Here is a 26,931-nt window from a genome sequence, read left to right as displayed (position 1 = left end):
TTGATACCGGATCAACGCAAGAGCGGCAGCAGGACTTTCACCAGCGTGACGATGACGACCACTCCCACGATGTCAACGACAACCCCGTATCGCATCATCCGCTTGAGCGGGATGTATCCCGATCCGTAGACGATCGCGTTGCACGGTGTCGAAACGGGGAGCATGAATCCCAGGCTGGCGCCAAATGTGGCTCCCAGAGCCGGCTCCACGGGATCCACTCCCGCCGCACGCGCTATCGAGATCACGACCGGCACGATCATGTTCGCGGAGGCGGTGTTCGATGTGACTTCAGAGAGAATCACGGCCATGATCGTTGACGCGATGAGCAGTCCCGTCCCACCGCTCGCGGGGAGATAACCCAGCACTCCCCTTCCCATCGCTTCGGCCAGGCCGGTCTTGAAGGAGAGGACGCCGAGAGCGAATCCGCCGCCGTAGAGGAGAACGATTCCCCAGTCGATCTTCGCCGCTTCCCGCCACGTGATCGCCCTGCCCTGCTGATTGCCGGGCAGCACGAAGAGCAGACACGCGCCGATAAGCGCCGCGACTCCCTCGGGAATCCGCGCGGTGAGCGCCTTGTACTGCGGGCTGGCGTCACCGTAAGCGAGCGCGAGCACACCCGGTAGAACCCAGAGAAAGACGGTCACGGAGAACGCGACCACCGTGGATTTTTCACCTGTCGACCAGTTCCCGCGCAGCTCGTGCTCACGCTCGAGCATGCCCGCGCTTTCCGCCATTCCTGTGTGCACGCCTTTTCCCGCCCCGCGAAAGACGAAGAAGACCGCGATGAGCATGAGGACGACCGCGGGAACGCCGATCATCATCCACCTGAAGAACGGGAATTCGGTTCCCGTAAGCTCCCGAATGAATCCCAGACCTATGATGTTGGGCGGCGTTCCAATGGGAGTCGCGAGTCCCCCCACCGATGCCGCGAAAGACGTCATCAGCATGAGGGCGGTCGCATAGTTGGGGTCGAGCGTTCGTCCGTCGCGCTTGGCCGAGTCGGCCATGAATGCGAGGATGGCCATGCCGATGGCGTACATCATCGCGGTCGTAGCGGTATTCGATATCCACGCCGAGATCGCGGCGGTGACCGCGCCGAAGGCGAAGAGGATTCGCGTTGGACTCGAGCCCACCACGCGGAGCGAGAGCACTGCATACGCAACCCGGCGGTCGAGACCGTGGAGCATTATCGCGCGCGCAATCATGAACGACCCGATGAAGAGGAACATCAGCGGGTCGGCGAACGGAGAAAAGACGTCGCGCGCCGAAGCCACACGCAGCACGACGCAGGCGACGGCGCCGATGAGCGCCGTCACCGGCATGGGCAGCGCCTCCGTCACCCAGAGGATGACGACTGCCGCCATGATCGCCGCGAGGCGGTGCGCCTCCGCGCTCAAACCTCCGAGCGGCGCGAAAAGGAGTGAGACGAAAGCCAGCAGCGCCAGCAACATTCCGAGGCGGCCGCGCGCAGCACTCGGCTCAGCGCGCTTGAGTCCCTCGATCTCGATAGTCGCGCCGGTGGGCAGAGTCATGTGCGCGCCACTTTACGGTTGCCAGTGAGCGCGGTCAAGGCGTCTTTCACATCTGCGCCCGGCACCGTCCGCCTGGAGGGTTCTTCGTGTCAGGGCATCCCTCACTCCACTTCCTCGCTTCGCCCTATAGCGTCAACGGAACCGACAAGGCAGAATACCCAATAGACTCGAATGAACGACGGGCACGCGCCGCTCGGGGGCGTGAGTGCCCGCTTTCGTCTTGCCAGGGAGAGACCGATGGCCACCGCTGCCGCACCGTCACGACAAACGCGACCGCTCTTCGCGGATCGCGTCGCGATGATCGACACCGAGAATGCGTTCAAGGTCGGTCCATACATAAAGGAGGTCGAGGACGCCGGCCATCAAGTGGTGCGATGCAACCTCGGAGAGCCCGACTTCCCTCTGCCCCGCCACATCGCCGAAGAGGTCAAGCGGCAGATAGACAACGACCTCACGCACTACAACGATCCGCAGGGAATTCTTCCGCTTCGCGAGGCCGTCGCACACACGATGGGCGAAGCCCGGGGGATTCACATCACGCCGGACCGTGTCGTCGTCTTTCCCGGCGCAAAGCCGGCCATCGGATTCACACAGCAGACCTACTGCAACCTCGGCGACGAGATCATCTACCCGAGCCCGGGGTTCCCCATTTACGAATCCTTCGTTCGATACATTGGAGCATCCGCGGTTCCGCTCCATCTGGAAGAGAGCTCGGGTTTCAGCTTCCGCGGCAGTGATCTCAGGCGTCTCATGACCGACCGCACGAAGCTCATCTACATCAACTTCCCCTCAAATCCCACCGGTGGAGTCGCGACGCCCGATCAGCTCGCCGAGATCGCTCAGGTAATTCTCGCCGGGTCCGCACCCGAGGTGCGCGTGTACTCGGACGAGGTGTACGAGAGAATCGTTTTCGACGGAGAGAAGCACGCTTCGATCGCATCGGTCCCGGGAATGCAAGAGCGGACAGTGCTCGTGTCGGGAGTCTCCAAGTCGTACTCCTGGACGGGCGGGCGGATCGGCTGGGCAGTGTTCCCGACGGCGGAGGAGGCGGCGGTATTCAAGAATCTGAACATCAACTACTTTTCCTGCGTTCCCGGATACAACCAGATGGGCGCCAAGGTCGCTCTCGAATCACCGGAGAGCGACATCGCCATCACCACGATGGTGGATGCATTCTCGAAGCGGCGCGACTTCGTCGTGGATGCGCTGAATTCAATTGACGGCCTACGCTGCCAGAAGCCGAAAGGCGCGTTCTACGTTTTCCCGAACATCGCCGGCGTCTGCCAGAGCCTCGGTGCAATCGAGGCGCATGCATCGCTCCCTGCACCGGTGCGCGACTTCACCACACCTTCGACGCTCTTTCAGCTCTTCCTTCTGTTCAGATATCACGTGGCTACGCTGGACCGCAAATCGTTCGGACGAATCGGCAGCGAGGGCAAGCACTATCTGCGGCTTTCGATCGCGACTTCGCTCGAGCAGCTCGAGCTGGGAATGCAGCGCCTGGAGCGGGCGAGCCGTGACGCCGATGGCTTCCGGGCATTCGTGAAGGAAGGACGACATCTTTACTAGTTACGGGTAACGGGTAACGGGTAACGGGTACAATCAGGAGCCGCAGTGACGATCGCACTGGAACAGACACTCGACGGGGTTACCTCGCCTGCTTCTCCGTTCGGAGCGCATCGCGGACAATGGATCGAGATCGGCGAAGACACGCCGTTGCCGCTCAGCGCCCAGGAGGTCGAGGCGTTCGAGACGCTCGACATGATCTACCGATCGCTCTGCGCGATGATGTACAACTACGTCCCGATGTCCGGGCATCCGGGTGGATCGATTTCGTCGGGCCGATTCGTGTCCGCGCTGCTCTTCGACGCGATGGATTACGACTTTTCCGATCCACTCAGCGAAAAGGCCGACATCATATCGTATGCCGCGGGCCACAAGGCGCTCGGTCTCTACTCGATGTGGGCGCTCCGGAACGAGATAGTCCGGATCGGCGCGCCATCGTTGCTTCCCGCCGACATCAGCCTGCAGCTTCGCCTGGAGGATCTGCTCGGCTTCCGGAGAAATCCCGCGGGGCCCGCGCCGCTCGCGAGCTCTCTCAAATCGAAGGCGCTCGACGGGCACCCGACTCCGGCGACTCCGTTCGTGCGACTTGCGACGGGAGCGTCGGGAGTGGGGCTCGCGTCGTCCATCGGCCTCGCATTTGCTGCCGCCGACTGCTATCCGGATGATACGCCTCGCGTGCACATCGTCGAAGGAGAAGGCGGGCTGACTCCCGGCCGCGTCGCTGAAGCCCTCGCGGCGGCGGGAACCGCTTCGCTCGGCAACGTCATCGTCCATCTCGACTGGAATCAGGCGTCAATAGACTCGGAGCACGTCACTCGCGAAGGCGTGATCCCGGGCGACTATGTGCAATGGACGCCATGCGAGCTGTTCTATCTCAATGACTGGAACGTCATCTACGTTCCCGACGGAACGAGCTTCCAGCAGATCGTGGCCGCGCAGCGGCGCGCGCTCAGTCTCGGGAACGGGCAGCCGACCGCCATCGTCTACCGAACTACCAAAGGATGGCGCTACGGAATCGAAGGTCGCGCATCACATGGCGCCGGCCACAAGCTGTGCGCGGCGGGTTTCTACCAGGTGATGGCGCCGCTCGTCGCGGAGAGTCCGGTGGGCCTCCCGCTATGCGACCCCGCAAATCCGCGCTGCGGGGGCGGCAGCAGCTCGGAGGTTGTAGAGAGATGTTTCTGGGAAGCGCTCTCCGCCGTCGGGATGGTCCTGACATCGAACCGTCAGCTCGTCGCGCGGATAGTCGAGCGGGTGACGGCGGCCCGCGAGCGCCTATACAAGCGCAATCGTTGCCTCTCGAAAAAGTCGCCTGACGTGGAGCGGGTCTTCTCGCTCGCGCAGTCCACAGCGACGCCACCGTCGCTCGAGCTTTCTCCCGCCGCATCCACGACATTGCGCGGGCAGCTCGGAAAGGTGCTCGGATATCTCAACAGGGAAAGCGGCGGCGCCCTTTTCATTTCGGCCGCCGACCTTCTTGGATCGACGAGCCTCAACGAGGCGGCAGTGGGATTCGCTCCAGGTTACTTCAACACGCGCTCGAATCCTGACTCGCGCACTCTGTCAATCGGCGGAATCTGTGAGGACGCAATGAGCGGCGTTCTCTCCGGCATCTCCGCGTTCGGGCATCACATCGGAGTCGGCTCGTCGTACGCTGCGTTCATCGCGCCGCTCGGGCACATCGCCGCCCGTCTGCACGCGATAGGGAATCAGGCGCGGCAGACACTCGATCCCGGTCCGTATCGTCCATTCATTCTCGTGTGTGGTCACGCCGGCCTGAAGACCGGCGAGGACGGACCCACCCACGCGGATCCCCAGCCGCTACAGCTTCTCCAGGAGAATTTCCCTAGGGGAGCGATGATCACCCTCACACCGTGGGATTCGCAGGAGATATGGCCTCTCATGGCGGCCGCTCTGCGCAGCTCGCCCGCGATCATCGCCCCCTTCGTCAGCCGGCCGTCGGAAACAGTGCCCGACAGGAAGGCGCTCGGCCTCGCCCCCGCGTCGGATTCGGCCAGCGGAGTGTACAAGCTGCGAAGCGCGAACGGTCGCAGCGAAGGAGCGGTTGTGCTCCAGGAATCGGGAGTCGCATATGCGTTCGTGGAGCAGACGCTGCCGCTTCTCGCAACGAAGGGAATAGATCTGGACGTCTATTACGTGGCAAGCGCTGAGCTCTTCGACCTGCTGTCACCGGAGGAGCGAGACGAGATTTATCCGGAAAGCGTCGCAATGCACGCGATGGGACTGACCGGGTTCACCCTTCCCACGATGTATCGGTGGATTCGTTCCGACCTCGGCAGATCGGTGACGCTGCATCCGTTCTCACACGGTCGTTACCCGGGGAGTGGACCGGGCGCGTGCGTCATGGCCGAAGCGGGTCTCGATGGTGATGGACAGCTGGCCGCCATCGTCAGATACGTAAAAGCGCGCGCGCCTCATGCTTAGCCAGGATGTGACAGCCCGCCGGCCGCTTTTTGTTATCCCTTCATCGCGCCCTTCACGCGCGCCGGCGTCATCGGCAACTGCACCACGCGCGCGCCGACCGCATCGAACACCGCGTTCGCCACCACCGCGCCCGTCGTGATGATCGCGGGCTCGCCCCCTCCCTGAGGCGCGAGGTCCGGCGAATCCAGAATCACCGTCTCGATACGCGGCACCACCGAGAACCGCGGGATCTCATACGTATCGAAATTCGTGTCGAGCACGACGCCGTCCTTGAATCGCACCTCCTCGGCCAGGGTGTAGCCGAGCCCCATGGTGATGCAACCTTCCATCTGTTGCGCGGCGCCCTCGGGATTCACGACGATACCCATGTCCTGTGCGCACACGACGCGCACGACCTGCACCTTGCCGGTGCCCCTGTCCACTTTCACTTCGGCCATTGTCGCCACGTATGTGCCTGCGTCGTTGCCGCACGCCACGCCAAAGCCGCGCCCACTCGGCGCCGGCTTCGGCGACCAGCCGAATCGTTTTGCGGCCGCTTCCAGCACGCGGCGCATGCGCGCATCGGTGAGGTTCCGCATTCGGAATTCGACAGGATCCAATCCGGCCTTCGCCGCCATCACGTCGATGTGCGACTCGCGCGCGAAGACGTTGGCATTGGCGCCCGGCGCCCGCCACGGCCCGATGCCGAACGGGTGCATGCCGCCGGTGTTGCTGTTCCAGCCGCTGCGGACCACAGTGCGGTGGTTCGGGACGTCGTAGAACAGCGCCGAGCCGCGCTCCCCGGCGCCGATCACCACATTGTCCCAGAACACGATTTTCTTCGCGGTGTCGAGCCCCGCGCGGATCTTGAAGACCGCGGCAGGGTCGAACGTGTCGAAGAAGAACTCTTCCTCGCGTCCCCACACCACGCGTACCGGTTTTCCCGTTGCCATCGCGAGACGCGCGGCTTCGACACCCTGCATGCTCGCGCTCTTGCCGCCGAATCCGCCACCAACGTACGGCGTGATGACGCGCACCTTTTCGGGCGCGAGATTGAGAGCGCGCGCGATTTGCGTCTTGAGCGGGAATGGCGTTTGCGTGCCGGCCCATACCGTGACCTTGCCGTTCTCCACCGCCGCCACGGCCGAGTGCGTCTCCATCGGTGCGTGCGCTACGTAGCCTTTGAGGTACGTCTGTTCGACAACTTGCGACGCCGATTTCTCTCCGTCGGCGAGGCTCCCTCGCGAGCTTGTTTCCCGCCCTTCAGGCGCCACCTTCTGCAGATGCTCGAAGATCGTTTCGTGGGTGAGAGTGGACGGCGAAGGCGAATACGTGGCTTTGACCAACGCGAGAGCCAGCGTTGCCTCGTCGCGATGCGCGTGCAGGACCGCAATCAAATCGCCGTCGCGCACGACGCGCACCCCAGGCGCCGCCTCTGCGGCTGACGTGTCGGCGCGCACGAATGTCGCGCCGTGCGACGGTGGTCGCAGGATGCGCGCGTGCAGCGCCCCGCTCGGCGCGATGTCGCCGGCGTACTTCGCCTTGCCGGTAACCTTCTCCAGCGCGTCGCGGCGCGGCGCTGATGTGCCCATGATCGTGAACGCACCAACCTTTTTCAGCACCGCCTGGCCTTCCAGGCGCCGCTCGATGCGCTTGCCCGCGGTCAGCTCACCATAGCTGACGTGTTTCGCGCGGTCGGTCTTCGACACTACGATGCCGTCGCGCACGTCGAGGTCGGCAACCGGAAGTTGCAGTCGTTCGGCCGCCATCTGCACCAGCACCGCCCGCGCCTCGGCTGCGGCAGCGCGCAGTATTGGCCCGAACATGCGAACACTGAGCGACCCGTACGTGCCCCCGTCCGTCGGGCAGATGTCGGTGTCTCCCATCACGATGTCCACCGACGACAAGGGCACGCTCAACTCTTCGGCCGCGAGCTGCGGGAGCGCTGTCATTATGCCTTGTCCCAGCTCGACCTTTCCGACGAGGCACGTGACACGGCCGTCCGCTCCGATGTGCAGGAAGGCGTTGATGTCGGGGGCCGCTTGCGGAGCAGCCTCCGCTGGTATCGGACCCGCCATGCCGAGGAGCGGGTCAATCGCGCACATCACGAGCAGGCCGTAGCTCGTGAGCTTCAGGAACTCACGCCGGTCCATCGTCTGAACGAATCCCCAGCCTTCGGGGACTTCGGGCACGTCGTTCTCGCGGTTCATCGCGCACCTCCCGCCATCGCGGCCGATGCACTCTCAATGGCTTGCACGATGCGAACGTGTGCGCCGCACCGGCACAGGTGCGGTTCCATCTCCTTGACGATCTGCGCGCGAGTAGGCTTGGCGTTCCTGAGGAGCAATGCGTGCGCGCCCATGATCATCCCGCTTGTGCAGTAGCCGCACTGGAAGCCAACGTGCTTCACGAACGCTTCTTGCACGGGGTGCAAGCGCTCATCGTGCGCCAGCCCTTCGATCGTGACGACGCGCGTGCCGTCAACAGCACTCATCGGCGTAGTGCAAGCGCGGATCGCTTCATTGTTGATCAGCACTGTGCACGCGCCGCAGACCGATTCGCCGCAGCCGAACTTCGTACCGGTGAGGCCGAGGTCGTCGCGCAACACCCAGAGCAGCATGCGAGTGTCGTCGACGGTCAGGTTGCGCTGGACTCCGTTGAGCGAGAAGGAAATGGTTTTCATGCGCGATCCTCCGGTGCAGAAGATTGTCCCGAATTCACTGACGGATCTCCCAGTGGGCTCCCTATATCCCCAGCTTCTTCCTCGCGAACGGCCGAGCGAATGCCGACGGGGGATTGTGCCCCGTGGCAATGTCGTATGCCTTCTGGTAGAGGGCCTTCGCCTTGTCGGCCTGCCCCATCTTCTCGTACGTCATGGCGAGCAGAACGTGCATGAACGGATCGTTCTGGTTGCCTTGGATGCCGAGCGCTTTCGTCAGCTCCGATTCGGCGCCCTTCAGGTCGTTGGTGTAGAGGGCGACGTAACCGACGAGATACGGATAGAAGCGCTCCTGCGCGCCGGCCATCTTCGGGTCGCCGTCGAGAATCTTCCGCGCCTCCGCGACCTGGCGGCTCGCCTCGGCGGCGTTGTCCCGGCGCGCCGCGAGACGCGCGAGCGCGTGCGCGAGACGGTAGTCCCACAGGCTCTTCGGATGTGTCTTCGGTTCGGGCTCCCTGAGACCCAGCTCGCTGCCCATGCGGTAGAGCTTCTCGGCCACGTCAAGCTCGCCGACGTCGATGCAGACGCGCGCTCCTTCGTTCGCCATCTCGCCCTGCTGGTAGAAGGCGTTCTGCGGCTCGGCCTCTTCCCGCGTCCGCCAGTAGCCAATGACCATCTGTTCGTACTTCACCGTGTTCGCGCAGTCGCCGTCGAAGGCGTACGACATCGCCATGGCACGCTGCGCCGCGGCCTTCGTGGCGGGAACGGTCGCGGTGTCGATGACGCTCTGGAAGATGACGCGCGCTTCCTTCGTCGCACCCTGGGAGTCGAGCCGCGATGCTTCCTGGATCGGGCCGCTCGGACGAGTGGCCTGAGCCGTGACAAGCGACGGCGTGATGAGGAGCGCTGCCGCGAGTAGCGAGGCCCGTAGCGTCGGAGGGAGAGGGTGATAACGAGTCGACATGAGGTGGAGCAAGTCAGAAGGTGTTGGTGCCGGATGCGGCCAGGAGGCTGCGCGAGACATTAACATTACCACCGTGGAAACCATCACGCACTCCCTCCTCGGTGCCGCATTGGCTGAGCTCACACTCGCCGCGATTGATATTCCCTCGCGATGCAGTGCGCACCATACATTCCGCCAACCCCGCAACTTCCGGAGCCCCTGTGAAACGCATCATCCTCGGCTTCGCCGTGCTCGCGCTGCCGTTCACGGCGCGCGCTCAGGACGCCGATTTCATCCGCGCCACATTCACCAAGAGCGAAGTCCTCATCCCAATGCGCGATGGCGTGCGGCTGTTCACATCCATCTTCACGCCCCGTGACACGTCCACGCGCCATCCCATCGTCCTGACGCGCACGCCGTACAGCGTGGCGCCGTACGGGCGCGACAGCGTCCCCCAGGCGGTCGACAATCAGGTCCGTGCCTACATGCACCAGGGGTACATCATCGTCCGGCAGGACGTGCGCGGACGTTACATGTCCGAAGGCGAATTCGCCGACGTGCGTCCCGTCATCGTCGCGCCCAAGTCGAATCGCGACATCGATGAGTCCACCGACACATACGACACCGCCGAGTGGTTGATCCACAATGTGCCCTTCAACAACGGCAACATCGGCGTGCGCGGCACGTCGTACCCGGGGTTCTACTCCTCGATGGCCGCGATCTCAGCGCACCCCGCGATCAAGGCGGTTTCTCCGCAGGCGCCGGTGACCGAGTGGATGAGCGGCGACGACTTCTTTCACAACGGCGCGCTGCTTCTCCCGCACGCGTTCGACTTCTACGGCGCATTCGGCTTGCCCCGCCCCAGTCCCAAAAGCACGCCGGACCAGCGCTTCGACCACGGCACGCCTGACGGTTACGCGTTCTTCCTGAAACTCGGCGCGCTCTCGAACGTCAATCCGCGCTACTTCCACAATCGCGTCGCCTTCTGGGATTCACTGTCGAGCCATCCGCAGTGGGATTCGTTCTGGGCCGCGCGAAGCGCGAGACCGCACCTGAAAAACCTGAAGGCCGCGATGCTCTGGGTCGGCGGCTGGTTCGACACCGAGAACCAGTGGGGCGCGCTCAACGCGTACGCCGCGGCTGAAAAGCAGAATCCCGGACTCGTCAACCGGCTGGTGATGGGGCCGTGGTCGCACGGCCAGTGGAACCGCGGCAGCGGCGACACGCTCGGCGTGATGGACTGGGGATCGAAGACCGATGACTTCTTCACCGACAGCCTCGAAGTGCCGTTCTTCAATCACTATCTCAGGAACGGACCCGCTCCCCGTGCCTATGAAGCCGCGATGTTCGAAACGGGCACCAATCGGTGGCGCTTCCTCGACAAGTGGCCTCCAGCCAATACGACCACCACGAATCTCTATCTGCAAGCCGGCGGCCGGCTCGCGTTCACCGCGCCCCCTGCCGGCGCAAGCTTCGACGAGTACGTCAGCGATCCCGCGAAGCCGGTTCCGTACACAGCCGAGACGATCCACTGGTACAACCCCGCGTTTATGGACGAAGACCAGCGCTTTGCGTCCGAGCGCCCCGACGTGCTGGTGTACGAGACCACACCCCTCACTCGCGATATGACCATCGCGGGGCCGATCGTTGCGGACTTCGTGGTATCCACGTCGGGCACCGATAGCGACTGGATCGTCAAACTGATCGATGTTTTCCCGGACACCCTCAAGTCATCGGGCACGCGCGTATCGTCGGGCCCGGAGAGCTGGGCGCGGCCGTTGGGGGGCTACGAAATGCTGGTGCGCGGCGACGTGCTGCGCGGGAAGTTCCGTGAGAGCATGTCCGCCCTCAAGCCGTTCGTTCCACGCGCCGCGACGCCGGTCAGGTTCACGCTGAACGATGCGTTCCACACGTTCCGCGCAGGTCACCGCATCATGGTACAAGTGCAGAGCACCTGGTTCCCGATGATCGACCGGAACCCAGGCAGATTCATGAACATCTTCCAGGCGAAGGACGCGGATTTTCATCGCACGACGCAGCGCGTATTCCACTCGGCGGATCGCGCGTCCCACCTGGTCCTCCCCGTGATGCGGTAGGAACCGCATCACGGGCAACGCCCGCAGTCGAGCCTTACAGGCCTTTCGAGGGGGCCTTCGCTGGGGCGTTGGCGGCGGCCGGCGCCGGCGCTGGTTCTCCGGAGTGCATCGCGCCCGGCGGAAGTTCCCCGCCGCGCTCGCGAATGCCCGCGAGCGCGCTATCGGCTAACACAATGTTGCCGAGGGCGCGCGCGGTCATGTAAATGCCGAAGAAGGGTGCGGCGTGCTTCGGCGATCTTTCTGCGGCCAGCCGGTACTGCGTGAGCGCGGCCGCGTACGCCCTTTTCGCGTCGGCACTCGCTTTCTTGCGATCGAGGTCGCTCCCGCTGCGGTAGAGCACGTTTCCGCTGTCGAGCGCAACCTTTGCTTCCGCGCTGAGTTCGGGCTGAGGCTGAGCGCTGCCGGTCGTTACTCCCGCCGCCTTGTGCGCGCTGTCAGCCCTTGCCTGATCGGTCGACGCGTTGGATGTCTTGTCAGCGGATTTGCAGGCGACCGCGGTCGCAAGCAACAGGATTGCCAGGCGCGTGAATTGCGCCGTCGTTCTGTTCATTCATTTCTCCGTTTGCGCTCGAGTTAGTTGCGGCCGGCGAGGATGGCGACAGCAGTCAGTGATCGGAGGATCATGCGCATCTGCGAGTACTCCGCGATTGGGTATTGTGAACGAGAACGTTCACCTCATCATGGCTTCTCAACTATCTTCCAGTACGCGTCCTTCCGAACCACCTTCCCGTCTCGAAACTCGTAGTGGTCGCATCCACGAACTTTGACCCGGACTCCATCGGGCCTTGTGCCCGTCAGCAGCCACTCCGAAACAACCATATTTCCACTGATCCAATGGCGGTCGTCGCTATAGCGGACGTCTGGGAGACCCTTGAAGCGCGTCGCTAACTGTGTCGCGGGATCGCCGACGCCTACCGTCTTACCGTTCGCATCTATCGGGGCCGTGCCACCAATTGAGATATGGTTTCCAACGCGCACGGCTCGCGAGAATCCAATAATTGGCGCATAAGGACTTGTACTGGGCACGAGCTTACGGGTCATGCTCACTCCGTCGATGTATAACGCAATAGCTCTGCTGCGAGCGGGTCCAACAAAATGCGGCGCGAAGCGCCTGTTGCACCAGCTGCCGTCGAGATCTTCGGCGTGGTGGATGATGCCACGCCCCAGGTTGTCCCGCACCCGCCAACAGGTGAACGTTTAGCATGACCGATCTGCTCGCGGCCCGCTCGCAGATGGCGATGTCCCTCGGCTTCCACATCGTGTTCGCCGAGATCGGAGTCGCCATGCCCCTGATGATGGTGCTGGCCGAATGGCGGTGGCTCCGCACCGGAGAGCGCGAATACCTGGAGCTGGCGCGGCGGTGGGCGAAGGGGGTGGCGATTCTGTTCGCCGTGGGCGCCGTCTCGGGCACGGTGCTCTCGTTCGAGCTCGGACTCCTCTGGCCGGGGTTCATGAAGTTCGCCGGCCCGATCGTCGGCGTCCCGTTCTCGCTCGAAGGGTTTGCCTTCTTCACCGAGGCGATCTTCCTCGGCGTCTATCTCTACGGGTGGGACCGGCTCTCGCGGCGCGCCCACTTGCTGGCCGGGATCGTCGTGGCGGTGAGTGGCGCCGCGTCGGCCGTGTTCGTGCTCATGGTCAACGCGTGGATGAACACCCCCACCGGCGTGACGATGGCCGGGGGAACGATCGTGGCGGTGGATCCGGTGGCCGGCATGCTGAGCCCGGCCGCGTTCCCGCAGGCGCTGCACATGGTGCTCGCCGCCTACGCGTCCACGGGCCTCGCCGTGGCGGGGGTGCACGCGTGGATGCTGCGGCGCGGCGCGGCGCGCGGCTTTCACCGCAGGGCGCTCATCGTGGCGCTCTGGGTGGGCGCGCCGGCCGCCCTGTTGCAGCCGCTCTCCGGCGACATTAGCGCCCGTCTCGTCGCCGAAACCCAGCCCGTGAAGCTGGCCGCCCTCGAGGGGCAGTTCGCCACCGAGCGCGGTGCGCCGCTTCGCATCGGCGGCTGGCCCGACGCGCAGGGAGCGACCACGCGCTTTGCGCTTGAGATTCCGCGGGGACTATCGCTGCTCGCGTACCACGAGTGGGACGCCGAGGTGAAGGGCCTCACCGCGTTCCCCCGCTCCGACTGGCCGCCGCTGGCGCCGGTGCACGTGAGCTTCCAGATCATGGTTGCGCTCGGGACGGCGATGGCGCTGGTGGCGTTGTGGGCGGCGTGGGTGGGGTGGCGCAAGCGCGAGATCGCCGAGCAGCCGTGGCTGTTGCGCGCGCTCGTGGTCGTCGCGCCGTTCGGGTTCATCGCCACCGAAGTGGGGTGGATGGTCACGGAAATCGGACGCCAACCGTGGGTGGTGCAAGGACTGCTTCGCACCTCCGACGCAGTGACGCCGATGCCCGGGCTCATCGTGCCCCTCACAGTGTTCACGCTCCTCTACCTCGTGCTGGGCACGGTGGTGGTCGCGTTGATCGCCGCCATGGTGCGCGACACGGCCGGCGAGCCGGCGGGCGGCGATGCGCGCGAGCCGCTCGAGGCGGGCGCGTGACCGGCATGTTCGCGGCCTTTGGTCTACCAGAGTTTTTCGCTGGGATCATCGTCGTGGCGCTCAACGTATATGTCCTCACCGGGGGCGCCGATTTCGGCGGCGGCGTGTGGGACCTGCTCGTCACGGGGCCGCGACGCGACCGGCAGCGCGACTTCATCGCCCACGCCATCGGTCCCATCTGGGAAGCCAATCACGTGTGGCTCGTGCTCGTCGTCGTGCTCACCTTCACGGCGTTCCCGGCGGCGTTCGCCACGCTCGGCACCGTGCTGCACCTCCCGCTGGCGTTGATGCTGGTGGGGATCGTTCTGCGCGGTTCGGCGTTCGTGTTCCGCAGCTACGGCAGCCGCACGCCGGAGCAACGCCGCAATTGGGGGCGCATCTTCGCCGTGGCGAGCACGCTCACCCCGCTGCTGCTCGGCGTCGTGATCGGCGCCGTATCCACCGGCGCGGTGGGCGTCGCGCAGACACAGATTGGCGCGGTGCCATTCCGGAACGTGTACGTGGCGCCCTGGTTGTCGCCGTTCCCGATTGCCGTGGGCGTGCTGGCGCTGGCGCTGTTCGCGATGCTGGCCGCCGTCTATCTCGCCTACGAGACGCGCGACGACGCGCTGCGCGAAGACTTCCGGCGGCGCGCGCTCGCAGCGGCGGCGGCGGTGTTCGTGGCCGCGTTCGGCGCACTCGCCTTCGCGCACCGCGAAGCGCCAATGATGCGGGCCGGGCTCGTGGGCTCGGCGTGGGCCCTGCCCTTCCAGATCGCCACGGGCGTGGCGGCGCTCACAGCCATCGGAGCATTGTGGCGGCGGCGCTACGCCGTGGCCCGGCTGGCCGCTGCGGCGCAGGTGTCGCTCATCCTGTGGGGGTGGGCACTTGCGCAGTTTCCATATGTGGTGCCGCCGAGCCTGACCATCCGGAACACCGTCGCGCCGCGAATCACGCTCGTGATTGTGGCCTGGGCGCTGGCTGCCGGCGCCGTGCTGCTCATTCCGTCGCTCATCTACCTTCGCAGAACGTTCGCGACGCGACAGGCGCGCTGACGCGCAGATCCTGCCAGTTCGCCCGGGGGACGCCCTATTCGAACGCCGCCAAGCCTGTAACTGCCTGCCCGATGATCAGCGTATGAATGTCGTGCGTTCCCTCGTACGTATACACGCTCTCGAGGTTGGCCATATGCCGCATCGATGCGTACTCGGCGAGTATGCCATTCGCACCGAGAAGCCGGCGCGCTTCCCGCGCGACGTCGGTCGCGATGTTCACGTTGTTCCGCTTGGCGAGCGACACCTGCTGCGGCGTGTATGTGCCCGCGTCCTTGAGGCGGCCGAGATGCAGCGACAGAAGCTGCGCCTTCACTATCTCCGTCACCATGTTCGCCAGCCGCTCCTGCTGAAGCTGGAACCCCGCAATCGGCTTGCCAAACATCACCCGGTTCCCCGCGTACGACAGCGCCTCTTCGTAGCACGCGATCGCCGCGCCGATGGCGCCCCACGAAATTCCATAGCGCGCCTGTGTGAGACACATCAGCGGGCTCTTGATGCCGCCTGACTTCGGGAGAATCGCGTCCGCCGGCACGCGCACGTCCGCCAGTACGAGCTCGCTCGTATCGGATGCGCGCAATGACAGCTTGCCCTTCTGATCCTTCGCGGTGAATCCCGGAGTATCAGTCGGGACAATGAATCCGCGTATCGACGTGTCCTCCTTCGAGTCGCCGGTCTTCGCCCACACGATCGCGACCTGCGCCGTAGATCCGTTCGTGATCCACATCTTGGCGCCGTTAATCACCCAGCTTCCGTCGGCCTGCTCTCGCGCGCGGGTGATCATCCCCGACGGGTTCGAGCCATAGTCCGGCTCGGTCAGCCCGAAGCAGCCGATGATCTCGCCCGCCGCCATCTTCGGCAGATAGCGCCTCTTCTGCTCCTCACTGCCGAACTCGTAGATGGGATACATCACCAGCGAACCCTGCACTGACGCGAACGATCGCACACCCGAATCGCCGCGCTCGAGCTCCTGGTTGATCAGGCCGTAAGCGACATTGCTCAGTCCCGCGCAACCATATTCCTCCGGAAGATTCGCACCGAACACGCCGAGCTCGGCCATCTGCGGAACGATCTCGCTGGGAAAGCGGCCTTCCACGTACGCCTTGCCGATGACGGGAATGACCTTCTCCTCCACGAACTGCCGAACGCTGTCGCGAATCGCGCGCTCCTCTTCGGAGAGCGCGAAGTCAATGTTGAAGAAGTCTTTGGTGGGCATCCGGGAAAGATAGCCGGGGCCGGCTGGCCTATGCTACGCCACGTCTCGCCAGAGGAGTGATGCCGACCGCCCGGGCTTTCCTCCGGAACTCGCGCCCGTGGTCCACCTTGAGACCGCTCTCGTCCTGCCACTGGTGCACCATCTCGTGCAGCAGCGTGTGTATCGCCTCTTCCCACCCGTGTCGCCGGATGTGGCGGCGGCTGATGACGATCCCCGCATCGCGTCCCGACTGCCCGCGCCATGTGTAGCGGCCAAGCCGGCTCTTCATCCGCCGCGAGATGCGGATCGGGACGGTGCTCAGCGCTCCGCCGAACCTGGTCGCGTTGAGAGCCGCGTGCTGCTGCATCAGCTGGCGCACGAGCTGCTCATCCGCCGGATGCGTGCGGTCCGACGCTCTTCGCCTTCCTCGCGGGGAAGGCAGTGCACGGAGCTCAGGCTTCGGGGTCTCCAGCTCGAGCGCAAGCTGGAGCTGGCGCGTCCCGATGCCGATCAGGCGCTTGAGCGCTCGAAGCAACGGTGGGGGCCCGCCACGAATGTCTTGCTCTCGTCCGACCAGATGTGCGTCGTCACTTCTATGGTGGTGTCACCAATCCCGATCACGTTGACCGACGACGGCCGTCCGCCGCGCGACCGGCTCGATACTGTCCCGGCGGTCGAGATCACGGTCCCCTTCCTGGTATGCTCGATGTAGTGGACCAACTCCTGATGATCATGACCGCAAAGCACGAGGTCCACCCCCATCTGCGCGAACCTGCCGAGTATCTTCTTCGTCCGCTTGAGGCCGTGACGCTGCGACAACTCGCCTTTCACCGGATTGTGATGCATCACTATCACGCGCGCGTCGGCCACATCACTGCCGCTGAACGCCTCTTCGGCGACGTCGAACTGCTCGGCCCGAAGATCTCCGATGATCGAGATATCGCGCACGTTCCACGTAAGCGTGCGCGCGGTCACCCCATGCGACGTGTTCAACCCCACGAACGTCGCGCCGGGAACATGCAGCACGGGCTCGAGGTCGCTGGAGATGAACTGCATGTAGTTCTCGTACATCCGGTCACGGTAGCCAACGCCGAGCGGAGCTTTCCACCACTTCACGTCGTGGTTGCCGGGGACCGTGATTGTCCTGCTCACCTTCTGCGCGTCGCGGATGAACACCGCCGCGCGCTGGAATTCTCCGGCGCGCGCTCGCTGCGACAGGTCGCCCGAGATCGCGACCACGTCGAACTTCTCGTCCTGAATGATCTGCTCGATCGCGTCGATCTGCGCTGGAACGGCGGGCCGCCCGAAGTGCAGGTCCGACACGTGAAATACCGTGGTCACGGCTCTCCCGTCCGCACCTATTGAGCCACCACCATGTCGGCAAACCCCGACGCCAGCTCGCGCGCCAGCATTCTGAATCCATAGGGCGTGGCGCTCTCGCTCACCACCCTGGGATCGCGCTGCACCAGGCTGTTGACGTCATCGGCCCAGAGGACGCGCGCAGTGCGGGCATCTACGTACAGCACGCGCAGCGAGCCCTTTCGCTCGCCATTGCGCGTGTCCATGTGCACCTCGATCGGCAGCACGACGAACCGCGCGCTCGTGAGAGCGACCAGCCCGCGGATCTGCGAGGCCAGCGGCTCGGGGAGAGGCGTGTCACCGGCCTTGATCTTCCTGATCCCCTGCGATGCGAGCTCGCGCGGATCGGCGACGAGACCTCCGTTGCGATCGGCCGAAGCGGTGATGTCGCCGGCGAACGTCCAGTTGCTCTTTACACCACGCTTCCTGAACGCGTCGGCGATCTCCTCGTCGAGTATCGGGAGCAGCACCGGACCACCCCGCACGATCTCCCATGTTCCCCCCGGACCAGGGGTCGAGAGATACTGCGCGGGCAGGACGATCAGTTGTCGCCCGATCATGCCCGCGAGCGGGCTCGACGGAGCGGCTGGCTCCTGATTCGATGCGGCCGGCGCGGAAGCGCATCCGTGGAGAATCGCGATGGCGGCCAGTGCCGCAAGGCGCGCGAGCGAGGTCGGCTTGAGAGAGGTCATGGTCTGATTGCGGGAAACATAACCGATACGCAATTTCACCGTCCAACCTCCGGGGCCCTACGGAATGCGCAGGATAACTCAGACGCTGATACTGGTCCTGATCGGCATCCTCGGCATGGCCAGCTTCGCGCGGCTGGCGCTCGAGCGCGGAGAGCCCGTCAACGCAGCATGGCTCCTCACCGCCGCGATCTGCACCTACTACATCGCGTACCGGGTGTACAGCCGGATCATCGCGACACGTGTCTTTGAGCTGAACGACGAGCGGGCGACTCCCGCCGTGCGACTCAACGACGGGCGCGACTACACGCCGACGAACAAGTGGATCGTCTTCGGTCACCACTTCGCCGCCATTGCGGGACCCGGTCCTCTGGTCGGGCCGACGCTCGCCGCGCAGTTCGGATTCCTCCCCGGCGCGCTCTGGATCATCGTCGGGGTCGCGCTCGGCGGAGCGGTGCAGGATTTCGTCATCCTCTGCTCTTCGATGCGGCGCGACGGCAAAACACTCGGCCAGATGGCCAAGGACGAGATCGGGACCGTTGCCGGATACACTGCTCTCGTGGCGGTGCTCGGCATCATGATCGTGCTGATATCGGTGCTGGCGCTCGTGATCGTGAACGCGCTCAAGTCGAGCCCGTGGGGAGTGGTGACCATAGCGCTCACGATTCCGATCGCGCTTCTCATGGGCGGATACATGCGATGGATCCGCCCGCATCGCGTTCTCGAGGCGAGCGCGATCGGCGTGTTTCTGTTGATCTTCGCGCTCTACGCGGGGAGATGGGTCGCCGAGAATCCGGCGGTCGCGCCGATGTTCACGCTCACCGGTCCGACGCTGGCGATCCTGATCATGATCTATGGATTCGCCGCGTCGGTGCTCCCGGTCTGGCTTCTCCTCGCCCCGCGAGACTATCTATCGGCGTTCGTGAAGATCGGAGTGGTCGTGGCGCTCGCGGTTGGCATCCTCATCGTGCTGCCGCCATTGCAGATGCCGGCGCTGACACAGTTCACCGATGGAACGGGACCGGTCTTCGCGGGGAAAGTCTTTCCTTTCGTCTTCATAACCATCGCGTGCGGGGCGATCTCCGGCTTCCACGCCCTCGTCGCATCGGGGACCACACCCAAGCTCATAGCCCGCGAGACCGACGCGCGGATGATCGGATATGGCGCGATGCTGGTCGAGTCACTCGTCGCCGTGATGGCCCTCATCGCGGCCTGCGTTCTCACACCGGGCATCTACTTCGCCATCAACGCCCCCGCCGGAGTACTCGGCACAACGGCGCAAACCGCGGCTGAGGCGATCAGAGCGTGGGGATTCACGCTGAATCCGGCGGAGATCGAGACCCTCGCGCGCCAGGTTGGTGAGACCTCGCTTCTCTCGCGCACGGGAGGCGCGCCGAGTCTCGCGGTGGGAATGGCGCATCTCTTCTCGAGGGTGCTCGGTGGAAGCGGAGCGATGGCGCTCTGGTATCACTTCGCGATCATGTTCGAGGCGCTGTTCATTCTCACGACGCTCGATGCAGGGACGCGCGTGGGAAGGTTCATGCTCCAGGACCTGCTCTCACATGTATGGGCCCCCATCGGTCGCGTGTCATGGTATCCCGCGGTCGTCGGAACGAGCGCGCTCTTCGTGATGATGTGGGGCTATTTCCTCTATCAGGGGGTGATGGATCCGCTCGGTGGGATCAACTCGTTGTGGCCGCTGTTCGGGATATCGAATCAACTCCTCGCAGCGGTGGCTTTGTGCGTCGGCACGACGGTGATCATCAAGATGGGGAAGGCGCGCTACGCGTGGATGACGATTCTTCCGTTGGCGTGGCTCGCTGTCGTGACGCTGAGCGGCGGCTGGCTCAAGATTTTCTCGGACAATCCGAAGCTCGGATTTCTCTCTCATGCCCGCATGCTCGAGGGATTCGTTGCGGCGGGAGCGACGCCGCCGGGTGTCGCTTCGCTCGAAGCGGCGAGGCGAATGATGTTCAACGATCATCTCGATGCCGCTGTCGCAGCGTTTTTCATGATCGCGGTCGTGGTGATTCTTGTGGAGTCCGCCAGAGTGTGGATTCGGATCCTGACCGGACGCGTACCCGCCACAAGCACGGAAGTAAACTTCAGCCACACGCGGGACTTCGCTGTTGACGCAACCGCGGGTTAGTAAGTTCACATTACCTTCCACAACCGACACCAGACTGATTTGATGCAAAAGATTCTGTTAGCACTTCTCATCGCTGCGCCTCTTGGAGCGCAGCAGACCTCAGCACCCTTCGATTTCTCCATAAGGAACATCATGCGCGGCCCGGAGCTGTACGGCACGGTCCCGCAGGACGTTCGATGGAGCGCTGACAACAAGTGGATCTACTTCACCTGGCTCAAGCCGGGCACCGACTGGCGCGAGACGCCGAAGCGGTTCCGCGTTCGCGCGGTTCCGGGAGCGAAGCCCGAGCGCGTGTCACCCGCGCAGTTTGACTCGGCTGGCGCCCTCGCGACGAGCGGCCACCGATCGTCGAACGGCCGGTACCAGGCCGTCGAGCACAACGGCGACCTGTACATCACCGACATGCAGCGGGGCACTACGCGCCGCCTCACCCAGACCAATGCTCGCGAGCGCCAGCCCGAATTCTCGGCCGACGGCACGAAAGTGTATTTCATCCGCGACAACAACGCGTACTCGATTGATCTGAATGGTGGGCTGATCCGCCAGCTCACCGACTTGCGCGCGGGTCCCGAACCGGCCGATTCGGCAAAGGCGACCGGACAGCGCGGGCGCATCGAGCAGCAACAGCGCGATCTCTTCGAGGCGATCCGCGACCGTGTGCGCGCGGACAGCATAGTGAAAGCCGAGCGAAAGGAGCGCGAGTCTCGCGGCATCAAGCCGTATTACACCCAGCGCGGCGAAGAGCTGGCTTCCTTCTCTTCTGCGCCGGACGCCGGGTCCCTGCTCATCACGACGCGAGTCCCGCCGCAGGGCGCGCGCGGAAACGACATTCCCCGCTTCGTTACCGAGAGCGGCTACGCGGAGCAGATCCGCGGTCGGGACAACGTGGGAGACGTTCAGGACAAGGGACGCATCGGCCTTCTGAACCTGACCACCGACAGTCTTACATGGCTCAAGCCGTATCCCACCGATACAGCCAACGGGTTCGTTGTGCCTCTTGGCTGGAGCCACGACGGCAGGCATGGCGCTTTCTACGCGTTCACCTCGGACAACAAGGTGCGTGTGCTGCAGTCAGTGGATCCGACGGGAAAACTCACCACGCTCGAGACTCTGCGCGACACGGCGTGGGTCGACGGGCCATGCGCCTTTGGTTGCACTGGATGGTATGACGGCGGCCGCCGCTTCTATCATGTGTCGGAAGCCAGCGGGTACGCGCACCTCTACACTGTCGCTGCCGATGGATCGGATCGCCGACAGCTCACGAGCGGCAAGTGGGAAGTCCTCAGCGTCGAGCTCTCTCCCGACGGCAGGACATTCTATCTGCAGACGAACGAGCCATCGCCTTTCGAGGAGCAATTCTACCGGATGTCGGTAAACGGAGGCGCGCGCGAGCAGATCACGACGAAGTCGGGCCGCCACCGCGTGACCGTATCACCCGATGGAACGCTGCTTGCCGACGTTCACTCGTATGTGAACCGTCCGCCCGATCTCTTCCTGATGTCGAACAAGGCGGGCGCGGCGATGTCGCAGCTTACCGTGTCACCGAGCGCCGAGTGGCTGTCGTTCAACTGGATCACGCCGGAGATCGTGATGATTCCGGCGAGCGACGGTGTGATGGTCCCGGCGCACATCTACAGGCCGAAGGACATGGGTACCCAGTCCAACGGTGCGGCCGTGATCTTCGTGCACGGCGCGGGCTATCTGCACAACGTCGGGCATTTCTGGTCAGAGTATCCGCGCGAGTACATGTTCAACCAGTTCCTCGCGTCGAAGGGATATACCGTACTCGACGTGGATTACCGCGGATCGGCTGGTTACGGCCGTGACTGGCGCACCGCGATCTATCGCTACATGGGCGGGCGCGATCTCCACGACCAGGTGGATGCGTCGAAGTATCTGACGAAGGAATATCAGATAGATCCGGAGCGGATCGGCATCTACGGCGGGAGCTACGGCGGATTCATCACGTTGTTCGCGCTGTTCACGCAGCCGCAGTACTTCGGCGTGGGGGCGGCGATCCGAAGCGTGACGGACTGGGCCCATTACAATCACGGCTACACTTCGAACATCCTCAACTTCCCTCAGACCGATACGGTAGCGTTTCACAGGTCATCGCCGATCTATTTCGCCGAGGGTCTCAAGGATCCGCTGCTGATCCTGCATGGAATGGTGGATACGAACGTGCTGTTCCAGGATGTCGTCCGTCTCACGCAGCGTCTGATAGAGCTGGGCAAGAAGGACTGGGAGCTGGCGGTATATCCCGTCGAGGATCACGCGTTCGTGAGGCCGTCTTCGTGGACCGACGAGTACGGAAGAATCTTCAGGATCTTCGAGGAGAATCTTCCGTCGCGTGTCCCGCTCAAGCCAGACGCGCCGTGATGACGCAGCTCGCAGTCAGGCTCGCCGAGGTCGCGCGTGTAATGCGCGCGATCCTTGGCGCGCCTGACTACGAGCGGTACGTCGCCCATGTGACGCACTGCCATCCGGACCGTGAGCCCATCATGTCCCGCGATCAGTTCATGCGAGAACGGATGGACACACGCTACACCAGGCCGGGAAGCAGGTGCTGCTGATGAATCAGGTCGCCACGCGATTCTGCGGACGGCGGCCAGGGGCAACAATCGCCATTCCAACTGCTGCGACGAGTGCCAGCGAAGCGCCGAACAGAAATGCGTTATGCGCGCCCGCTCTGTCCCAGATCGCGCCGAAGATCAGCGATGCCGGCAGCGCGCCAAGCCCAACAGCGAGATTGAACCACCCGAACGCCGCTCCGCGTCTCGCCTCCGGGACAATGTCGGCGACGAGCGCTTTCTCGGTCCCCTCGGTCAGCGCGTAGAAAACGCCATAAGTCGCGATCAGCGCCCACGCATGCCACTGCTGGCTTGCGCGCGCGAATCCGAAATACACAGCGGCGTACAGCAGCCATCCCGAAACGATAAGCGGTTTCCTGCCGAGTTTATCCGACAGCGATCCGCCCCACGTACCGAGCGCCGCCTTCACCAGATTCAACACCGCCCACAGAATCGGTGCCAGCGCCACGGCGACTCCGAGCTGATTCGATCGCAAGAGCAGAAAGGCGTCGGTGGAATTCCCGAGCGTGAAGATCAGCACGACGAAGAGGTAGGCCCAGAACCGCTTGCCCAGCTTCTCCGATATCGAGAGATGCGGCGCTGACCCGGCCGGCGCCGGTGCCTCCTGGCGCGCGACTTCCTTCACGGCCACCACGAGAACGATGAACGCGAGCGCACCGGGAATCGCCGCGAGCCAGAACACACTCCGCAACGAAAGATCGAAGTAATGGAGCAGCGCGAACGCGATGAGTGGTCCAAGCACTGCGCCCGCATTGTCCATCGCCGCGTGAAAGCCGAACGCCCGCCCGCGCGAGTCCGCATCCGCCGAATCGGCCAGCAACGCGTCCCTCGGCGAGCTTCTTATTCCCTTCCCGATCCTGTCGGTCAGGCGAATCGCGAGCACCTGTGTCGCCGTCTGCGCCATCGCCGTGAACGGACGCGCGACAGTCGCGATGCCATAGCCCCAGACGACCAGCGACTTGCGCTTCTTTATCTTGTCCGACCACCATCCGCTGGCAAGCTTGAGCAGCGCCGCCGTTGATTCCGCCGCACCCTCTATCGCTCCGATGAAGCTCGCGTTCGCGCCCAGCACCGTGCTGAGAAATACGGGCAGCAGCGGATAGATCATCTCCGTCGCGACGTCAGTGAGGAAGCTGACCCCACTGAGCGCGACGACGTTCTTGCTCAGCCTGGGGGCGATATTCTCACCTCGGATTGATCGCCAACGCTGACTTCGCCCACCACGCCATCGAGCACCGCCTCATCACCGACAAGCGACCGGGTGATCTTCGACCCTTTGATCCGGGCGCCCGTGCCGATAATGGAGTTGCTCACCTGGGAATTCTCGATCGTGCTTCCCGTCCCGATCGAGACATTCGGTCCGACCGTCGAGCCGGTGAGCGTCACGCCATCTTCGATGTAAACGGGCTCCACGATCGTGCAGTCGCCGCAATTGGCCGGCCTTCGCGCCTGACCCTTCAGCAGCATCGTCCGGTTGGTCTCGAGCATAGTCTCGATCTTGCCCGCGTCGTACCACCCTTCGACGTCAATCACCTTAATCTTCGCGCCCTTGTCTACCATGTACTGGAACGCATCGGTGAGGTAATACTCACCCTGGTTCGTCGGCGACGCGAGCACGTGGTCAATGCCCTCGAACAGCAGCTTCCAGTTCTTTATATAGTAGAGGCCGATGTTCGCACGCTTCGAGATCGGCGTCTTCGGCTTCTCGACGATCTTCGTCATGTTGCCGTCCTCGTCGGTCACAACCACGCCGAACCGCTGGTAGTCCTCGACCTCCTTGGTCCAGATTATTCCGTCGGCAGCGGTTGTGTTAACGACCGACAGATCCGCGTCGAAGATCGTGTCCACGAAGACAATCAACACCGGCTGGTCGATCCGGTCCCTCGCCAGCGCGATCGCGCCAGCAGTTCCGTCCTGAACCTTCTGCTCGATGAAGACCGACGGAATGTCGAGGCTCTTCCGCGCGAAATCCTCGACTTTCTCCTTGAGATGGCCGGTTATGTAGATGATCTCTTCGATGCCGCCCAGCTCGCGCAGCTCGTCGAGTACATACGACATCACCGGCTTGCCGGCGACTCGCATCATCGGCTTCGGCGTTACGTGCGTGTGGGGACGGAGACGCGTGCCCTTTCCCGCGAGTGGAATGATCACCTTCATGGCGCGCTCGTTCCCTCTCTGCCGTATCTGTCGGAAAGCCGCACGACGTCGTCGAGCTCGGGCGTGGATACCTCGAGCACATCGCAATCGGTGACAGCTTCCATCTGGTGAATGGTGCCGGGCGTGATGCGGAAGGACTCGCCGGCCCTGAGGTGCATGTCCTCCAGCTCTGTCCCCATCTGCACGCGATAGACCAGCTCACCGCTCAGCAGATGCACGGTCTCGTCCTTCCGGTCATGGTACTGGACGGAAAGGGCGTGTCCCGCCCTGATGTGCAGCACCTTGCCCACGTAGCGGTCGGTGTGGGCCCAGATCGTCTCATGTCCCCAGGGCTTCTGGACGATCGTGATATCCACTCTCCCGGAAGGAATGGCCCGCTTCGGCCTCTTCCTGGATTTTTTCTCGTCAGTCATGCGTTAATATCTCCCGCTCCGCCGGTCGCAGGCAATCGGAGCCGGGACGCTCTGCTCTAGGCCAGCATCCGTACCTTGAGCCGCGCGAGCCGCTTCCGCACCGATCCGTCCATCACCGTGTCGCCGATGCGCACGACGACGCCGCCGAGTATCGCGGGATTCACGTTCATGCGCGGCACCACCTTCTTGCCGATCACGCGCGATAGCTGCTCCGCGATCCGCGCCTCGTCCACCGCGCTCGCCTCACGCGCGACCGTGATGTTGGCGTGAACACGTCCCTCGTGAACGTCGAGCAGGTCATCGTATTCATGCGCAATCTGCGGGATCAGCATCTGGCGGCGCTTCCGCACCAGCGTCTGCAGGAACCTCAGAAAATGCCGCGGCACGCGATCGCCAAGTGCCTCGAAGAGAATCTCGTTCTTCTGCGCTTCGCTGACTTTCGGCGACTCCAGGAAATGGCGCAGCGTCAGGTCCTGCTCCACTCCGTTCGCGACGTCGCGGATCAGCTTGCCCCACCCCGCCGGATCCTCCGCGCGGCACGCGAGCTCCAGCAGCGCCTCGGCATAGTTCTTCGCGATCGTCGTGGCGCGCATCAGCGGCTCGTCGGCGACGACGGAATGGAAGCGAGGAATCTCTCGACGATGCTGCGATTCGACTCGTCGTCGAGGTTCCTCTCGATCACCTTGCCCGCGCTAGCGATCGCCAGGTCCACCGCCTCACGGCGCAGCTCGGCGATGGCGCGCACCTTCTGGCTTTCGATCTCGTGGCGCGCGCGCGCGAGCATGTCCTGCTGCTGCCCACGCGTCTCCTCGACCATCTCGGCGCGGATCTTCTCGCCGACCACGCGCCCGTCGGCAATCAGCTTCTGCGCTTCGCTGCGTGCGGCCTCGATCTGCGCGCGGTGCTCGGCAAGTAGCTGAGCGGCGGCCTCACGATCCGCCTTTGCGCCGGCGATCGCGTCCTCGAGCGACTTCTCGCGCTTCTCCACCGCCTCGGTGATCGGCTTGAATGCGAACTTCGAGAGGACGAAGAACAGGATGACGAATATGATCAGCGTCCAGAACATCAGTCCGCCGGACGGTGACAGAAGGCCGCCCTTGGCGGCCTCGGCGCTTTCACCGGCAGCGGCTGCATGCTCCTGGATCAGCATCAGAAAAGGAAGCGTAGACATTGTCGTAACAGTGAGGGTTCCGACGGCTCACGCATTTTCTGCGCGAGCCATCGGGTAACGGGTAACTGGTAGCGGGTAACTGGTAGCGGGTAACTGGTAGCGGGTAACTGGTTAGAACTTGCCCTGAATCAGGAACGACACGACGATCGCGAACAGCGCGGCGCCTTCGATGAGCGCGGCGAAGATGATCGCGCCCGTCTGGATGCGGCCGGCCATTTCGGGCTGACGCGCCATGCCATCCATCGCCTGACCGGCGAGGCGGCCGATGCCGATGCCGGCTCCGATCACCGCGATGCCCGCGCCAATGCCGGCGCCCATGAGCGCCCACGCGGCGGAGAATTCCTTCGTGTACGTCACCGTAGCTTGAAGAAGGGGAAAGATCGTCATTGCAAGAAGCTCCGAATCGAATTCGT

The 26,931-nt window shown here is 63.9% G+C and carries 23 protein-coding genes; 8 read left to right on the top strand and 15 right to left on the bottom strand.

Going from position 1 to position 26,931, the window contains the following annotated elements; all coding sequences use genetic code 11:
- Window positions 1–11: 11 nt before the first annotated feature.
- A complete protein-coding gene (locus Q7S20_03365; GenBank protein MDO8500860.1) occupies window positions 12–1,532 on the bottom strand; it encodes a DASS family sodium-coupled anion symporter in 1,521 nt (506 codons plus the stop codon).
- A gap of 171 nt (window positions 1,533–1,703) precedes the next feature.
- Here Q7S20_03365 and Q7S20_03360 point away from each other — a divergent pair, with 171 nt between their 5' ends.
- Both Q7S20_03360 and Q7S20_03355 read left to right on the top strand, forming a co-directional pair.
- Window positions 1,704–3,101, top strand: coding sequence for an aminotransferase class I/II-fold pyridoxal phosphate-dependent enzyme (locus Q7S20_03360; protein MDO8500859.1), 1,398 nt, complete (start codon window positions 1,704–1,706; stop codon window positions 3,099–3,101).
- Window positions 3,102–3,146: 45 nt separating this feature from the next.
- Window positions 3,147–5,543 carry a hypothetical protein gene (locus tag Q7S20_03355; protein ID MDO8500858.1) on the top strand — a complete coding sequence of 799 codons (2,397 nt, stop codon included), beginning with the start codon at window positions 3,147–3,149 and terminating at the stop codon, window positions 5,541–5,543.
- Between the two features lie 32 nt (window positions 5,544–5,575).
- Here the strand turns inward: Q7S20_03355 and Q7S20_03350 are convergent, their stop codons facing one another.
- The 3 genes from Q7S20_03350 to Q7S20_03340 form a co-directional block, all read right to left on the bottom strand.
- Window positions 5,576–7,732 carry a molybdopterin-dependent oxidoreductase gene (locus Q7S20_03350; protein ID MDO8500857.1) on the bottom strand — a complete coding sequence of 719 codons (2,157 nt, stop codon included), beginning with the start codon at window positions 7,730–7,732 and terminating at the stop codon, window positions 5,576–5,578.
- Window positions 7,729–8,205, bottom strand: coding sequence for a (2Fe-2S)-binding protein (locus Q7S20_03345; GenBank protein MDO8500856.1), 477 nt, complete (start codon window positions 8,203–8,205; stop codon window positions 7,729–7,731). The genes Q7S20_03350 and Q7S20_03345 overlap by 4 nt, the downstream gene beginning before the upstream one ends.
- A 61-nt stretch (window positions 8,206–8,266) precedes the next feature.
- Window positions 8,267–9,145 carry a hypothetical protein gene (locus tag Q7S20_03340; GenBank protein ID MDO8500855.1) on the bottom strand — a complete coding sequence of 293 codons (879 nt, stop codon included), beginning with the start codon at window positions 9,143–9,145 and terminating at the stop codon, window positions 8,267–8,269.
- 200 nt (window positions 9,146–9,345) lie between these two features.
- Between Q7S20_03340 and Q7S20_03335 the strand changes: the two genes are divergently transcribed.
- Window positions 9,346–11,220 carry a CocE/NonD family hydrolase gene (locus Q7S20_03335; protein MDO8500854.1) on the top strand — a complete coding sequence of 625 codons (1,875 nt, stop codon included), beginning with the start codon at window positions 9,346–9,348 and terminating at the stop codon, window positions 11,218–11,220.
- A 34-nt stretch (window positions 11,221–11,254) separates the two neighbouring features.
- On the opposite strand, the gene Q7S20_03330 is transcribed toward Q7S20_03335, so the two are convergent.
- On the bottom strand, window positions 11,255–11,770 hold the full coding sequence (locus tag Q7S20_03330) for a hypothetical protein (protein ID MDO8500853.1): 516 nt from the start codon (window positions 11,768–11,770) through the stop codon (window positions 11,255–11,257).
- A gap of 652 nt (window positions 11,771–12,422) precedes the next feature.
- On the opposite strand from Q7S20_03330, the gene Q7S20_03325 reads away from it, so the two are divergent.
- Window positions 12,423–13,763: a cytochrome ubiquinol oxidase subunit I gene (locus tag Q7S20_03325; GenBank protein MDO8500852.1), complete on the top strand. Its 1,341-nt coding sequence runs from the start codon at window positions 12,423–12,425 to the stop codon at window positions 13,761–13,763.
- A gap of 5 nt (window positions 13,764–13,768) precedes the next feature.
- Window positions 13,769–14,797 (top strand): cytochrome d ubiquinol oxidase subunit II, encoded by a 1,029-nt coding sequence (locus tag Q7S20_03320; protein ID MDO8500851.1) that lies wholly within the window; start codon window positions 13,769–13,771, stop codon window positions 14,795–14,797.
- Between the two features lie 34 nt (window positions 14,798–14,831).
- Here the strand turns inward: Q7S20_03320 and Q7S20_03315 are convergent, their stop codons facing one another.
- Genes Q7S20_03315 through Q7S20_03300 form a run of 4 tightly spaced genes read right to left on the bottom strand, consistent with a single transcriptional unit; the run spans window position 14,832 to window position 18,040 of the window.
- Entirely contained in the window at window positions 14,832–16,010 is a 1,179-nt protein-coding gene (locus Q7S20_03315; GenBank protein ID MDO8500850.1) for an acyl-CoA dehydrogenase family protein, read from the bottom strand.
- Between the two features lie 28 nt (window positions 16,011–16,038).
- Window positions 16,039–16,524 (bottom strand): SprT-like domain-containing protein, encoded by a 486-nt coding sequence (locus Q7S20_03310; protein ID MDO8500849.1) that lies wholly within the window; start codon window positions 16,522–16,524, stop codon window positions 16,039–16,041.
- Window positions 16,500–17,330, bottom strand: coding sequence for a metallophosphoesterase (locus Q7S20_03305; protein MDO8500848.1), 831 nt, complete (start codon window positions 17,328–17,330; stop codon window positions 16,500–16,502). The genes Q7S20_03310 and Q7S20_03305 overlap by 25 nt, the downstream gene beginning before the upstream one ends.
- A gap of 17 nt (window positions 17,331–17,347) precedes the next feature.
- A complete protein-coding gene (locus tag Q7S20_03300; protein ID MDO8500847.1) occupies window positions 17,348–18,040 on the bottom strand; it encodes a hypothetical protein in 693 nt (230 codons plus the stop codon).
- 64 nt (window positions 18,041–18,104) lie between these two features.
- On the opposite strand from Q7S20_03300, the gene Q7S20_03295 reads away from it, so the two are divergent.
- Genes Q7S20_03295 through Q7S20_03285 form a run of 3 tightly spaced genes read left to right on the top strand, consistent with a single transcriptional unit; the run spans window position 18,105 to window position 22,759 of the window.
- Window positions 18,105–20,186 carry a carbon starvation CstA family protein gene (locus tag Q7S20_03295; GenBank protein ID MDO8500846.1) on the top strand — a complete coding sequence of 694 codons (2,082 nt, stop codon included), beginning with the start codon at window positions 18,105–18,107 and terminating at the stop codon, window positions 20,184–20,186.
- A 42-nt stretch (window positions 20,187–20,228) separates the two neighbouring features.
- Window positions 20,229–22,565 carry a prolyl oligopeptidase family serine peptidase gene (locus Q7S20_03290; GenBank protein ID MDO8500845.1) on the top strand — a complete coding sequence of 779 codons (2,337 nt, stop codon included), beginning with the start codon at window positions 20,229–20,231 and terminating at the stop codon, window positions 22,563–22,565.
- Window positions 22,565–22,759 carry a YbdD/YjiX family protein gene (locus tag Q7S20_03285; protein ID MDO8500844.1) on the top strand — a complete coding sequence of 65 codons (195 nt, stop codon included), beginning with the start codon at window positions 22,565–22,567 and terminating at the stop codon, window positions 22,757–22,759. Before Q7S20_03290 ends, Q7S20_03285 begins: the two co-directional genes overlap by 1 nt.
- Before the next feature lie 4 nt (window positions 22,760–22,763).
- On the opposite strand, the gene Q7S20_03280 is transcribed toward Q7S20_03285, so the two are convergent.
- The 6 genes from Q7S20_03280 to atpE all read right to left on the bottom strand — a co-directional run bounded on the left by Q7S20_03280 (window position 22,764) and on the right by atpE (window position 26,905).
- Complete coding sequence (locus Q7S20_03280; GenBank protein MDO8500843.1) at window positions 22,764–23,945, bottom strand: MFS transporter; 1,182 nt, start codon at window positions 23,943–23,945, stop codon at window positions 22,764–22,766.
- Window positions 23,942–24,934 carry a sugar phosphate nucleotidyltransferase gene (locus tag Q7S20_03275; GenBank protein ID MDO8500842.1) on the bottom strand — a complete coding sequence of 331 codons (993 nt, stop codon included), beginning with the start codon at window positions 24,932–24,934 and terminating at the stop codon, window positions 23,942–23,944. The genes Q7S20_03280 and Q7S20_03275 overlap by 4 nt, the downstream gene beginning before the upstream one ends.
- The gene (locus Q7S20_03270; GenBank protein MDO8500841.1) at window positions 24,931–25,347 is read right to left on the bottom strand and encodes a cupin domain-containing protein; all 417 of its coding nucleotides are present in this window, start codon (window positions 25,345–25,347) and stop codon (window positions 24,931–24,933) included. Before Q7S20_03270 ends, Q7S20_03275 begins: the two co-directional genes overlap by 4 nt.
- 56 nt (window positions 25,348–25,403) lie before the next feature.
- Complete coding sequence (locus Q7S20_03265) at window positions 25,404–25,940, bottom strand: F0F1 ATP synthase subunit delta (GenBank protein ID MDO8500840.1); 537 nt, start codon at window positions 25,938–25,940, stop codon at window positions 25,404–25,406.
- Complete coding sequence (gene atpF, locus Q7S20_03260) at window positions 25,940–26,518, bottom strand: F0F1 ATP synthase subunit B (protein MDO8500839.1); 579 nt, start codon at window positions 26,516–26,518, stop codon at window positions 25,940–25,942. Before atpF ends, Q7S20_03265 begins: the two co-directional genes overlap by 1 nt.
- Before the next feature lie 111 nt (window positions 26,519–26,629).
- On the bottom strand, window positions 26,630–26,905 hold the full coding sequence (atpE, locus tag Q7S20_03255) for an ATP synthase F0 subunit C (protein ID MDO8500838.1): 276 nt from the start codon (window positions 26,903–26,905) through the stop codon (window positions 26,630–26,632).
- Window positions 26,906–26,931 lie beyond the last annotated feature (26 nt).

It is taken from the genome of Gemmatimonadaceae bacterium, assembly GCA_030647905.1.
In the GTDB taxonomy this organism is placed as follows: domain Bacteria; phylum Gemmatimonadota; class Gemmatimonadetes; order Gemmatimonadales; family Gemmatimonadaceae; genus UBA4720.
Note: the sequence above shows the minus strand (reverse complement) of the source record. Positions and strands in the feature narration are given on the sequence as shown.

What these genes read in the sequence shown, in the direction of transcription:
- Q7S20_03365 (MDO8500860.1), bottom strand. Translation starts at nt 1,532, where the DNA reads ATGACTCTGCCCACCGGCGCGACTATCGAGATCGAGGGACTCAAGCGC.
- Q7S20_03360 (MDO8500859.1), top strand. Translation starts at nt 1,704, where the DNA reads ATGAACGACGGGCACGCGCCGCTCGGGGGCGTGAGTGCCCGCTTTCGT.
- Q7S20_03350 (MDO8500857.1), bottom strand. Translation starts at nt 7,732, where the DNA reads ATGAACCGCGAGAACGACGTGCCCGAAGTCCCCGAAGGCTGGGGATTC.
- Q7S20_03345 (MDO8500856.1), bottom strand. Translation starts at nt 8,205, where the DNA reads ATGAAAACCATTTCCTTCTCGCTCAACGGAGTCCAGCGCAACCTGACC.
- Q7S20_03340 (MDO8500855.1), bottom strand. Translation starts at nt 9,145, where the DNA reads ATGTCGACTCGTTATCACCCTCTCCCTCCGACGCTACGGGCCTCGCTA.
- Q7S20_03330 (MDO8500853.1), bottom strand. Translation starts at nt 11,770, where the DNA reads ATGAACAGAACGACGGCGCAATTCACGCGCCTGGCAATCCTGTTGCTT.
- Q7S20_03325 (MDO8500852.1), top strand. Translation starts at nt 12,423, where the DNA reads ATGACCGATCTGCTCGCGGCCCGCTCGCAGATGGCGATGTCCCTCGGC.
- Q7S20_03320 (MDO8500851.1), top strand. Translation starts at nt 13,769, where the DNA reads ATGTTCGCGGCCTTTGGTCTACCAGAGTTTTTCGCTGGGATCATCGTC.
- Q7S20_03315 (MDO8500850.1), bottom strand. Translation starts at nt 16,010, where the DNA reads ATGCCCACCAAAGACTTCTTCAACATTGACTTCGCGCTCTCCGAAGAG.
- Q7S20_03300 (MDO8500847.1), bottom strand. Translation starts at nt 18,040, where the DNA reads ATGACCTCTCTCAAGCCGACCTCGCTCGCGCGCCTTGCGGCACTGGCC.
- Q7S20_03295 (MDO8500846.1), top strand. Translation starts at nt 18,105, where the DNA reads ATGCGCAGGATAACTCAGACGCTGATACTGGTCCTGATCGGCATCCTC.
- Q7S20_03290 (MDO8500845.1), top strand. Translation starts at nt 20,229, where the DNA reads ATGCAAAAGATTCTGTTAGCACTTCTCATCGCTGCGCCTCTTGGAGCG.
- Q7S20_03285 (MDO8500844.1), top strand. Translation starts at nt 22,565, where the DNA reads ATGACGCAGCTCGCAGTCAGGCTCGCCGAGGTCGCGCGTGTAATGCGC.
- Q7S20_03275 (MDO8500842.1), bottom strand. Translation starts at nt 24,934, where the DNA reads ATGAAGGTGATCATTCCACTCGCGGGAAAGGGCACGCGTCTCCGTCCC.
- Q7S20_03270 (MDO8500841.1), bottom strand. Translation starts at nt 25,347, where the DNA reads ATGACTGACGAGAAAAAATCCAGGAAGAGGCCGAAGCGGGCCATTCCT.
- Q7S20_03265 (MDO8500840.1), bottom strand. Translation starts at nt 25,940, where the DNA reads ATGCGCGCCACGACGATCGCGAAGAACTATGCCGAGGCGCTGCTGGAG.
- atpF (MDO8500839.1), bottom strand. Translation starts at nt 26,518, where the DNA reads ATGTCTACGCTTCCTTTTCTGATGCTGATCCAGGAGCATGCAGCCGCT.
- atpE (MDO8500838.1), bottom strand. Translation starts at nt 26,905, where the DNA reads ATGACGATCTTTCCCCTTCTTCAAGCTACGGTGACGTACACGAAGGAA.